This is a genomic window from Vibrio sp. D173a, assembly GCF_030248475.1.
Map to the genome: position 1 here is coordinate 1 of NZ_JAHGAH010001619.1, position 675 is coordinate 675.

At 47.6% G+C, this 675-nt stretch carries 1 protein-coding gene; it reads right to left on the reverse strand.

The annotated features are described in order from the left end of the window. Positions 1-268: 268 nt before the first annotated feature. Positions 269-675, reverse strand: a 407-nt coding sequence (elbB, locus tag KIV40_RS35165; RefSeq protein ID WP_285354115.1) for an isoprenoid biosynthesis glyoxalase ElbB, incomplete at its 5' end; no start/stop codon positions are given.

Genomic DNA, 675 nt, shown 5'->3' on the forward strand with positions numbered 1-675 from the left:
GGTAGGTACGGTTATCTTCTTCGGTATGGGCTTTGCGACGCTGGTAACGCTGTTTTGTTATCCCTGCGATGTACCGCCTGATCTCGGGTGCAACAAGAGCGCCGGGTCACGTTGGGTCTGAGCTGAATAAAGCGTTGAGTCACGACACGGTAGGTCGTACCTCACACGGGTAGATTGTCTTTGGACTGAATATTAAAAAGCTCGGCTTCTGAATTGAAGTCGAGCTTTTTTAATGCTTGGAACAATATAGGAGTGAATCAGCTAGTCGTTACGCTCTCCCGACAACCTCTTTTACCAAACGCTCGATACCAGAGTTGGCTTCTGAAATAGAGCCAGCCAACATGTAAGCAGGTGTAGAGACAATGTTGTGCTGGTCATCGATAACAATATCATTCACAGGGCACTCTTGGTGCTCACCACCTAACTGTTGGAAAGCGCTATCGGTTCCTTCATCGTTACCGATTGTGCCTTTTGCTTGAGAAGCGTAAACCATTGGAATGATCACGGGCGCAATACACATGTAGCCAGCCGGTTTGTTCGCTTGTGCAAAAGAAAGACATGCGGTCTTAACATCTTCATTGATTTGACAATCTGCTTGAGCAACGGCAAAGGTGGTTAAGTTCTTCGCTGCGCCAAAACCGCCCGGCACAATCAAAGCATCAAAGTCTTGAGCAA